Source organism: uncultured Streptococcus sp., from assembly GCF_915066115.1.
Lineage (GTDB): Bacteria > Bacillota > Bacilli > Lactobacillales > Streptococcaceae > Streptococcus.
The window spans coordinates 1-9,823 of record NZ_CAJZDT010000071.1 but is presented as its reverse complement, the minus strand read 5'-3'; the positions used below and the strand labels follow the sequence as shown (position 1 = coordinate 9,823).

The following is a 9,823-nucleotide window of genomic DNA, read 5'->3' as shown; positions in this document are numbered from 1 at the left end:
CGTTTCTATCTCCTTTACGCCGTTTTTGTGGAATAGTTGGTTTTTCATTCTTTGTTTGACCTTCTTAATTCATCCCTGGAGAATCTTTTATAGAACAAGAGATTTTCAATGGTATCACCTTATTTTTCAAATATTTAGTGGATTGGTGACATTTTACCTTTGGTTTGCAGCATTCTTTGTTTTATCAGTTATCTCAGATCCAGCCATCCCTATCAATATAGACTATCGCATAGAAGATAAGGAAATCATCATTGCTAGAGGTTTTTTGGCCCGTACTACTTATGAACATCATGAATTGATCAATCCCTTTATCATGAAGGCAGAAGTAAAATACAATGAAGATACATTTTAATAACTTAGAAAGCGAGTAAACCTATGTCCCGTGCCCAAGCAACTATTTTAACCAACATCTGTCTGATTGAAGACCTCGAAACTCAGCGCGTGGTGATGCAGTATCGCGCTCCTGAAACCAATCGCTGGTCAGGTTATGCCTTTCCAGGAGGCCATGTAGAAAATGGCGAATCTTTCGCAGAGTCTGTTATTCGTGAAATCTATGAAGAAACAGGATTGACTATCCAAAATCCTCAACTTGTCGGCATTAAAAATTGGCCACTGGATACAGGTGGGCGCTATATTGTCGTTTGTTATAAGACAACTGAGTTCTCTGGTACCCTTCGCTCTTCAGATGAAGGAGAAGTTTCTTGGGTGCAAAAAGACCAGATTCCAAACTTGGATCTGGCCTATGATATGTTACCCTTGATGGAGATGATGGAAGCTCCTGACAAATCTGAATTTTTCTACCCTCGCCGTACAGAAGACGATTGGGAGAAGAAAATCTTCTAGTCTTTTACTAAATAACCTAGCTGATCCAAGGCCTCCTCGATATAGCGGAGGTCTTGCTGTGTTTCAGCTTCGACTAGGTGGTAATGGATGCCATCTGTCAATTCAGACAGAGGTCTAAAATCTGAATGCTCGACTTGTTCTAGAAAATGTTGCACGTCTCGGCGACAAGACAGTTTCAGCAAGGTTTCGATTTCTCCATAAACGGGATGGTCAATCAAGGTATTTTGAACACGTCCACCATTATCAACGATAGCAAGGAGTTCTTGACCGATTTCTTCAACTTCATGTTTCACCTTGAAAAGTTTGTGAACATAAGGGTTGGTTTCAATTTGCTTATAGACGTAGCCACGATTGGTGGATAGGATAGGAGCGCCATCGGCTCTTAAAATTGCAATGTCCTGTACAATGACCTGGCGTGTAACATGAAAATGTTCAGCTAAACTTTGGCCATTGAGGGCTTTAGGAGTTTCTTTCAAGAGTTGGAGCAGGGCTTGTTTGCGATCTTTTGTCATAGCTTTTCCTTTTAACGGCGTTTTCGAAGCACTTTATAGACAGCTAGTGCTAATGTATAGTCTACCATACTATGGATAATTGTGCCAAATCCAACTAGTATAAATAGAACATAAAACATATTTTCTACATTGGTACCCGAAGTTGCATAAAAAACGACACAAGCTAATACTTCAGCAAGAGCATGGACAAGCGCTAACACAAAGTTGAAAACCCAGGAAGATTTTGGTTTATCTAGGGTATCGGGGAATTTTTGTAGGTAAAGAGCCCCCAAAGTCCCAAAAAAGATATGGGAAAAAGCTCGAAAAACGATCACCATGGGATAGCCAGCCATCAAAAATCCAAAACTAGAGGCTAAGATGACAAAAACAGCCATCAAGGGCGATAAGAACATGGCGATAAAAATAGCGATGTGGCTTCCTAAAGTATAGGAAGCAGGTGGAATGACAATCTTAAAAGGCATAACAATTGGAATCAAAATTGCAATAGCCGTTAAGAGGGCAGTCATTGTCATAAATTGTGTCTTTTTCCGTGTGTTCATAAGAATCTCCTTTTAACTGTATATACACTAGTATAGTACACCAAACAAGACAATAAAGCAAGGATTTACTTAGGTTTATAGGTCATTTTTCAGTTAAAGACTTGTAGATATTTTACTAAAAATCAAAACTATACAGAGCGAAATCTCCACCTTCAAGTATGAAAGTGGAGATTGTTTTTATTTTTTCAAAGTCTGTAGTCTTGGAACAATGGCTAGGGTTAGAACTGCGGAAATAACTAATTCAGCAATCGAATTTGTTGAGATAACAGTTGCTAGGAGTTTTTGGATATTACCATCAAAGACATTTCCAAAAAGGTAGAAAATTCCACCAAGTACAAAGACTGTATTGGTAAGTGAACCAAGGGCACCAGCTAAAATAAGACCAGTTTTATTTTTCATCAGTTTATAGACTAGATACGGAGTTAAACCAATCAAAATACGTGGGACGATGGCAATGATAGCTGAGTAGATGTTCCCATTTGGTACGAAAGGAGAGAAGAGGTAACTTGTTGGTAGAATCGTAATTGTATTAACTGTCAAGCTAAGTAGCCCCATCAAAAATCCAAGTGTAACCCCAACTCGTGGACCGTAAATAATGCTGGCAATAATGACAGGAATATGAACGATGGTCGGTTTGATTGGAAATGGAAAAAGGTTAAAGATAAGTGAGCTCAGAAAGTGAATCACGAGCATGGTTGCAAAAAAGATAGCAATAGGTGCAATATTAGAGCGTTTCTTCATCGAGAGTTTCCTTTATTCTTTCTAAAATAATTGTGAGGTCAGCTAGGGCTCCTCGTCCGTGGTCTCCACAAGCTAGTAGGGATTCTTTTGGAGCAATCAGCTGATAGCCGTAGGTTTCTAATGTTTTCAGATTAGCCTGAGTTGCTGGATGGTCATACATTTTTGTATTCATAGCAGGAGCTATTAGTTTGGGAATATGACTGGGCAATGCCAGAGCCGTACTGGTCACCATGTTATCCGCGAAGCCGTGGGCTAGTTTTGCAATAGTGTTAGTAGTTGCCGGGGCTACGATAAATAAATCTGCTTTTTTTCCAAGTTCAATATGATTAACCTGATCAGGATAAGGTTCTTTCATGACATCCAAGTGGACAGGATTTTGTGATAAGATCTGTAGTGTCAAGGGTTGGATAAACTCTGTAGCAGCCTGAGTCATTAAGACAGTGACATCATGGCCTTGTTTTTTTAGAGAACTGACTAAATCTGCCGACTTGTAAGAGGCGATTGAGCCTGTCACAGCCAAGAGAATGTGTGCCATAGCTTTCCTTTCTAAGAATGATAGGCTTGAATTTTTTCAAGGAGGAGTTTTGCAATTTCTTCTTTAGTCTGGACTGTTTGAAGCTGATCTTTTTCAACAAAGATTGCTCGATGCTGGTTTGTTGAGATTTGAGTCAGGTCATTTGCAATGATTAAGTCAGCTTGGTTTTTGATAAGACTTTTTCTGGCAATCTCGATGAGATAATCCTCAGAGACATCAACCAGCAGTTTGAAACCAATCAGATGAATAGCAGGATTCCATTCCTTGACTAGGGATATGATTTTGGGTGTCTTTTTTAGGAACAAAACCTGAACCTCGTCAGTTGAAGAAATCTTAGCTTGATGATTTTGCTTGTTTAAAAATTCTTCTAGATTGGAGCTATCCTGAACTTCCTCCAGCCCTGTCATATAAACAGGAGTGTAATCAGATACGGCCATTGAGTGAATCAAGACCTGATAATCCTGAATACGTTCTTGCATTTCCAGTAGAAGATCCTTGGTATTGTTAATTTCTCGAATGATTAGGTTGGGATGGACTTCTGGCTTCAGAGCTCGTTTTGTTGTTATCAAACAAACTTCATGCCCTGCAGCAAGCAAGATTTCTGTGATGATTTTGCCCAAGCGACCTGTGGAATGATTAGTGATAGAGCGGACGCTATCAATAGCTTCACTGGTACCGCCCGATGTAACTAAAATTTTCATAGCACTATTGTACACAAAAATAAACGGTAAGTAAAATGAAAGCGATAAATTTTTGGTAAAAACGAAGATTTACTATAGTTTCAAACTATAAAGCCATATAAAATTTAAGAAAGAACTCTAAAAACCTTAAAAATAGGGATATTTACGAACGTTTAGAGAGTTTAAGGATGTTAAAAATCTTGTTTTGTGTTATAATGAATTATCATATAAGAGGTTAGAGGAGTTTTGAATGAAAACAGATATTGAAATCGCACAGAGTATTGAGTTGAAGCCAATCGTTGATGTTGTAGAGAAACTTGGTATTTCTTACGATGATTTGGAGTTGTACGGAAAGTACAAGGCTAAGCTCAGCTTTGATAAAATTCGTGCAGTTGAGAGCAATCCAGTTGGAAAATTGATCTTGGTTACCGCGATCAACCCAACGCCAGCAGGTGAAGGAAAATCAACTATTACCATTGGTCTGGCGGATGCCTTGAATAAGATTGGCAAGAAAACCATGATTGCTATCCGCGAACCATCTCTTGGTCCAGTAATGGGGATTAAGGGTGGTGCAGCTGGTGGTGGTTACGCCCAAGTTCTTCCAATGGAAGACATCAACCTCCACTTTACTGGAGACATGCATGCCATTACAACTGCCAACAATGCGCTTTCTGCCTTGATTGACAACCACTTGCATCAAGGAAATGAGCTGGGAATTGACCAACGTCGTATCCTATGGAAACGTGTAGTGGACTTGAACGACCGAGCACTTCGTCACGTGACCGTCGGACTTGGTGGTCCTCTAAATGGTATTCCACGTGAGGATGGCTTTGATATTACTGTTGCTTCCGAAATCATGGCAATTCTTTGCTTGGCAACAGACATCGAGGACTTGAAACGCCGTTTGGCTAACATTGTTATCGGTTATCGCTATGACCGTACACCAGTTTCTGTGGGTGATTTGCAGGTTGAAGGTGCTTTAGCATTGATCTTGAAAGATGCTATTAAGCCAAACCTGGTTCAGACAATTTACGGAACACCTGCCTTTGTACATGGTGGTCCATTTGCCAATATCGCTCATGGATGTAACTCTGTCTTGGCAACGACAACAGCCCTTCACTTGGCTGATTACACAGTTACTGAAGCTGGTTTTGGTGCAGACCTTGGTGCCGAGAAATTCCTTGATATTAAGACACCAAACTTGCCAACATCTCCAGATGCAGTAGTCATCGTCGCAACCCTTCGTGCCCTTAAGATGAATGGTGGCGTGGCTAAAGACGCTCTGACTGAAGAAAACGTAGAAGCTGTTCGTGTCGGTTTTGCCAACTTGAAACGCCACGTTGAAAATATCCGTAAGTTCGGTATTCCAGCAGTAGTAGCGATTAACGAATTTGTATCTGATACAGAAGCTGAAATTGCAGCCTTGAAAGAACTCTGTGCCTCAATTGATGTACCAGTTGAGTTAGCAAGTGTCTGGGCTGATGGTGCAGAAGGTGGAGTAGCACTTGCCGAAACAGTTGTTAAGACAATCGCTGAAAACCCAGCTAACTACAAACGTTTGTATGACAATGACCTTTCTGTTCAAGAAAAGATTGAAAAGATTGTTACTGAAATCTACCGTGGTAGCAAAGTGAATTTTGAGAAGAAAGCTCAAACACAAATTGCTCAAATCGTTCAAAACGGTTGGGACAAATTGCCAATCTGTATGGCTAAAACTCAATATAGTTTCTCAGACAATCCGAATGCACTTGGAGCACCTGAAAACTTTGAAATTACCATTCGTGAATTGGTTCCAAAATTAGGTGCAGGCTTTATCGTTGCCTTAACTGGTGATGTCATGACCATGCCAGGACTTCCAAAACGACCAGCTGCTCTCAACATGGATGTTGAAAGCGATGGAACCGTTCTAGGCTTGTTCTAGTATATTGCAATTGATTTTAAATGAGTTTGGAAATAATATCCAAGCTCATTTTTTATCTAGGTATAAGAAGTTGCCTTCTACACGTAACCAGTCTAGGTAAAGATATTTTCCCTAAATTCTGATATAATAGAAATATTGACTTCAAGAGTAAGGAAGAGAAGATGAACGCATTATTAAATGGAATGAATAACCGTCAGGCTGAGGCGGTGCAAACGACAGAAGGTCCCTTGTTGATTATGGCAGGGGCTGGTTCTGGAAAGACCCGAGTTTTGACCCACCGTATTGCTTATTTGATTGATGAAAAGATGGTCAATCCATGGAATATCTTGGCCATTACCTTTACTAATAAGGCTGCGCGTGAGATGAAAGAGCGTGCTTATAGCCTCAATCCATCCACTCAGGACTGTCTGATTGCGACCTTCCACTCCATGTGCGTTCGTATTTTGCGTCGCGATGCGGATCATATTGGCTACAACCGTAATTTTACTATTGTGGATCCTGGTGAACAGCGAACGCTCATGAAACGCATTCTCAAGCAGTTGAACTTGGACCCTAAAAAATGGAATGAGCGAACTATTTTGGGGACCATTTCTAATGCTAAGAATGATTTGATTGATGATGTGGCTTATGCTGCCCAAGCTGGCGATATGTATACGCAAATCGTGTCCCAGTGTTACACGGCTTATCAAAAAGAGCTTCGTCAGTCTGAGTCTGTTGACTTTGATGATTTGATTATGCTGACCTTGCGTCTCTTTGATCAAAATCCTGATGTTTTGACTTACTATCAACAGAAATTCCAATACATCCACGTTGATGAGTACCAAGATACCAACCATGCTCAGTACCAATTGGTCAAACTCTTGGCATCGCGCTTTAAAAACATCTGTGTGGTTGGGGATGCGGACCAGTCTATCTACGGTTGGCGTGGTGCTGATATGCAGAATATCTTGGACTTCGAAAAGGATTATCCCCAAGCCAAGGTTGTTTTGTTAGAGGAGAATTACCGCTCAACTAAAACCATTCTCCAAGCGGCCAACGAGGTCATTAAAAATAATAAAAACCGCCGTCCTAAGAATCTCTGGACTCAAAACGCTGATGGGGAACAAATCGTTTATTATCGTGCCAATGATGAGCTAGATGAGGCTGTATTTGTAGCCAGAACTATTGATGAACTTGGTCGGAGTCAAAACTTCCTTCACAAGGATTTTGCAGTTCTTTATCGTACTAATGCGCAGTCCCGTACTATTGAGGAAGCCCTGCTCAAGTCAAATATCCCTTATACTATGGTTGGTGGAACCAAGTTCTACAGCCGTAAGGAAATCCGAGATATTATCGCTTACCTCAATCTTATTGCCAATTTGAGTGACAATATCAGTTTTGAGCGCATTATCAACGAGCCTAAACGTGGAATTGGGCCAGGTACAGTTGAGAAAATCCGTGAATTTGCGAATATGCAAGACATGTCCATGCTAGATGCTTCAGCCAATATCATGTTATCTGGTATCAAGGGTAAAGCAGCCCAGTCTATCTGGGATTTTGCCAATATGATTCTAGATTTGAGGGAGCAACTGGACCACTTAAGCATTACAGAGTTGGTTGAGGCCGTCCTAGAAAAAACAGGTTACGTCGATATTCTAAATGCTCAAGCGACTTTAGAAAGCAAGGCTAGGGTTGAAAATATCGAAGAGTTCCTTTCTGTGACGAAAAACTTTGATGATACCTCTGATGGTCCAGAAGAGGAAACTGGTCTGGATAAACTGAGTCGTTTCTTGAATGACTTGGCCTTGATTGCCGATACAGATTCAGGTAGTCAGGAGACATCAGAAGTGACCCTGATGACCCTGCATGCCGCTAAAGGTCTCGAGTTTCCAGTTGTCTTTTTGATTGGAATGGAAGAAAATGTCTTTCCACTTAGCCGTGCAGCTGAAGATCAAGATGAATTGGAAGAAGAACGCCGTCTGGCCTATGTAGGAATTACGCGTGCAGAGAAAATTCTCTATCTGACAAATGCTAACTCGCGCCTGCTTTTCGGTCGTACCAACTACAACCGTCCGACTCGTTTTATTAATGAAATTAGTTCAGATTTGCTTGAGTATCAAGGCCTAGCCCGTCCAGCCAATACAAGCTTTAAGGCATCTTATAGCAGTGGTGGTCTTGCCTTTGGTCAAGGTATGAGTCTGGCTCAAGCTCTTCAAGACCGTAAACGTAGTGCTGCCCCAAAATCTATCCAGTCAAGCGGTCTCCCATTTGGTCAATTTACTGCTGGAGCAAAATCAGCTTCTAGTGAGGCAAATTGGTCCATTGGTGATATTGCCCTCCACAAGAAATGGGGAGAGGGAACCGTTCTGGAAGTTTCAGGTAGCGGTGCTACGCAGGAATTGAAAATCAATTTCCCAGAAGTAGGTTTGAAAAAACTTTTGGCTAGTGTAGCCCCAATTGAGAAAAAAATCTAATTTTCCATCCTTCTCACGAATAATAAAGTGAGGAGGATTTTTATGTATAGTATTTCATTCCAAGAAGATTCACTATTACCAAGAGAAAGACTGGCCAAAGAAGGAGTTGAAGCGCTCAGTAATCAAGAGTTGCTAGCTATTTTACTCAGGACAGGAACACGTCAAGCTAGCGTTTTTGAAATTGCCCAGAAAGTCTTGAATAATCTTTCAAGCCTAACAGATTTGAAAAAAATGACCCTGCAGGAATTGCAGAGTCTATCTGGTATCGGCCGTGTTAAGGCCATAGAGTTACAAGCTATGATTGAACTGGGCCATCGTATTCACAAGCATGAGACCCTTGAGATGGAAAGTATTCTCAGCAGTCAAAAGTTGGCCAAGAAGATGCAGCAGGAATTGGGCCATAAAAAACAAGAGCACCTGGTAGCGCTCTATCTCAATACTCAAAATCAAATCATCCATCAGCAGACCATTTTTATCGGTTCTGCCACTCGCAGTATTGCTGAACCGCGAGAGATTCTTCATTTTGCCATCAAGCATATGGCAACCTCTCTCATCTTGGTCCACAATCATCCCTCAGGAGCGGTGTCCCCTAGCAGAAATGATGATCATGTCACTAAACTTGTCAAAGAAGCCTGCGACCTGATGGGCATTGTCCTCTTGGACCATTTGATTGTCTCTCATTCTAGCTATTTTAGTTACCGCGAAAAGACAGATTTAATCTAAAGTTCATTAACGATATAGTCAAAGAGGTTTTTATCTTTGGGACGATTTTCAAATAGAAATTCTGGATGCCACTGGACACCGAGAAAGGCAACATCATCCGTACTTATGACAGCTTCAATGATACCATCCTTAGGATCATGAGCCGCAATCTTTAAGTTGGGAGCTAAATCCTTGATACTCTGGTGGTGAAAGGAGTTGATATGGGAGATTTCTCCATAGATTTCTCGAAGAACAGTATCTGGTTCGGTTACCAAGCGCTGGGTTGTGTACTCGGCTGAACAATCCTGCCAGTGGTCTTCGATATCTTGATACAAAGTTCCACCCATGGCAACGTTAAAGAGTTGAGTCCCGCGGCAGACAGAGAAAATCGGCTTTTGCTGTTTAATAGCTTCCTTGATGAGGGCCAGTTCGAAGATGTCTCTTTGAAGGTGGTAGTCATCGCTATCAATAGTTTTTGGTTCACCATAGAATTTTGGATCAACATTTTGCCCACCTGTCAAGATGAGCTTGTCAATCATACTGATATAGTGGCAGGCCATTTCTTGATCACCAATCGGTAGGATGATGGGAATCCCTCCAGCGTCTTTAACGCCTTCCACAAAGCCTTTTGCTGCGTAGCTCATCATGATGTCATCATCTGGATGAGTTTTTTCGTTTCCTGTAATCCCAATAACTGGTTTTTTCATAAATGCTTTCGCTTTCTAATCCTCTTTCCGCATAAAATAGAGGAGAGTTTGGAGTTCACTTGTCAAATCGACGTACTGAACGACCACATCTTTTGGAAGGTGCAAGTGGACAGGAGAAAAACTGAGAATACCTTTTATACCAGCATCAACTAAGAGGTTGGCTACTTCTTGAGATTTGACACTTGGAACA

At 41.1% G+C, this 9,823-nt stretch carries 11 protein-coding genes; 5 read left to right on the top strand and 6 right to left on the bottom strand.

From position 1 onward, the window contains the following. Together QZ565_RS06005 and QZ565_RS06000 are read left to right on the top strand one after the other, a co-directional pair. Window positions 1-352: hypothetical protein (locus QZ565_RS06005; protein ID WP_295526924.1), on the top strand; the 352-nt coding region annotated here is incomplete at its 5' end. Between the two features lie 23 nt (window positions 353-375). Next, complete coding sequence (locus tag QZ565_RS06000) at window positions 376-843, top strand: 8-oxo-dGTP diphosphatase (protein WP_295526921.1); 468 nt, start codon at window positions 376-378, stop codon at window positions 841-843. Here the strand turns inward: QZ565_RS06000 and QZ565_RS05995 are convergent. The 5 genes from QZ565_RS05995 to coaB form a co-directional block, all read right to left on the bottom strand. Beyond that, window positions 840-1,355 (bottom strand): transcription repressor NadR, encoded by a 516-nt coding sequence (locus QZ565_RS05995; RefSeq protein ID WP_020902811.1) that lies wholly within the window; start codon window positions 1,353-1,355, stop codon window positions 840-842. The genes QZ565_RS06000 and QZ565_RS05995 overlap by 4 nt on opposite strands. Before the next feature lie 11 nt (window positions 1,356-1,366). Further along, window positions 1,367-1,894 carry an ECF transporter S component gene (locus QZ565_RS05990; RefSeq protein WP_049500798.1) on the bottom strand — a complete coding sequence of 176 codons (528 nt, stop codon included), beginning with the start codon at window positions 1,892-1,894 and terminating at the stop codon, window positions 1,367-1,369. Window positions 1,895-2,071: 177 nt separating this feature from the next. Then, window positions 2,072-2,635: an ECF transporter S component gene (locus QZ565_RS05985; RefSeq protein ID WP_000747412.1), complete on the bottom strand. Its 564-nt coding sequence runs from the start codon at window positions 2,633-2,635 to the stop codon at window positions 2,072-2,074. Beyond that, entirely contained in the window at window positions 2,619-3,170 is a 552-nt protein-coding gene (gene coaC, locus QZ565_RS05980) for a phosphopantothenoylcysteine decarboxylase (RefSeq protein WP_261080880.1), read from the bottom strand. The genes QZ565_RS05985 and coaC overlap by 17 nt, the downstream gene beginning before the upstream one ends. Window positions 3,171-3,181: 11 nt before the next feature. Continuing rightward, window positions 3,182-3,871, bottom strand: coding sequence for a phosphopantothenate--cysteine ligase (gene coaB, locus QZ565_RS05975; protein ID WP_295526913.1), 690 nt, complete (start codon window positions 3,869-3,871; stop codon window positions 3,182-3,184). Between the two features lie 229 nt (window positions 3,872-4,100). Here coaB and QZ565_RS05970 point away from each other — a divergent pair, with 229 nt between their 5' ends. The 3 genes from QZ565_RS05970 to radC all read left to right on the top strand — a co-directional run bounded on the left by QZ565_RS05970 (window position 4,101) and on the right by radC (window position 8,947). Next, window positions 4,101-5,771, top strand: a complete 1,671-nt coding sequence (locus tag QZ565_RS05970; protein ID WP_049491699.1) for a formate--tetrahydrofolate ligase — start codon at window positions 4,101-4,103, stop codon at window positions 5,769-5,771. 161 nt (window positions 5,772-5,932) lie between these two features. Continuing rightward, window positions 5,933-8,224, top strand: coding sequence for a DNA helicase PcrA (pcrA, locus tag QZ565_RS05965; RefSeq protein ID WP_261049685.1), 2,292 nt, complete (start codon window positions 5,933-5,935; stop codon window positions 8,222-8,224). A gap of 42 nt (window positions 8,225-8,266) precedes the next feature. Beyond that, the gene (radC, locus tag QZ565_RS05960; protein ID WP_295526906.1) at window positions 8,267-8,947 is read left to right on the top strand and encodes a DNA repair protein RadC; all 681 of its coding nucleotides are present in this window, start codon (window positions 8,267-8,269) and stop codon (window positions 8,945-8,947) included. On the opposite strand, the gene QZ565_RS05955 is transcribed toward radC, so the two are convergent. Beyond that, on the bottom strand, window positions 8,944-9,633 hold the full coding sequence (locus QZ565_RS05955; protein ID WP_295526903.1) for a gamma-glutamyl-gamma-aminobutyrate hydrolase family protein: 690 nt from the start codon (window positions 9,631-9,633) through the stop codon (window positions 8,944-8,946). The genes radC and QZ565_RS05955 overlap by 4 nt on opposite strands. Between the last annotated feature and the right edge of the window lie 190 nt (window positions 9,634-9,823).

Bases quoted from the DNA above. Each gene is read 5' to 3' on its own strand.
- coaC (WP_261080880.1), bottom strand. From the start codon at position 3,170: ATGGCACACATTCTCTTGGCTGTGACAGGCTCAATCGCCTCTTACAAG.
- radC (WP_295526906.1), top strand. From the start codon at position 8,267: ATGTATAGTATTTCATTCCAAGAAGATTCACTATTACCAAGAGAAAGA.
- QZ565_RS05990 (WP_049500798.1), bottom strand. From the start codon at position 1,894: ATGAACACACGGAAAAAGACACAATTTATGACAATGACTGCCCTCTTA.
- coaB (WP_295526913.1), bottom strand. From the start codon at position 3,871: ATGAAAATTTTAGTTACATCGGGCGGTACCAGTGAAGCTATTGATAGC.
- pcrA (WP_261049685.1), top strand. From the start codon at position 5,933: ATGAACGCATTATTAAATGGAATGAATAACCGTCAGGCTGAGGCGGTG.
- QZ565_RS06000 (WP_295526921.1), top strand. From the start codon at position 376: ATGTCCCGTGCCCAAGCAACTATTTTAACCAACATCTGTCTGATTGAA.
- QZ565_RS05985 (WP_000747412.1), bottom strand. From the start codon at position 2,635: ATGAAGAAACGCTCTAATATTGCACCTATTGCTATCTTTTTTGCAACC.
- QZ565_RS05995 (WP_020902811.1), bottom strand. From the start codon at position 1,355: ATGACAAAAGATCGCAAACAAGCCCTGCTCCAACTCTTGAAAGAAACT.
- QZ565_RS05970 (WP_049491699.1), top strand. From the start codon at position 4,101: ATGAAAACAGATATTGAAATCGCACAGAGTATTGAGTTGAAGCCAATC.
- QZ565_RS05955 (WP_295526903.1), bottom strand. From the start codon at position 9,633: ATGAAAAAACCAGTTATTGGGATTACAGGAAACGAAAAAACTCATCCA.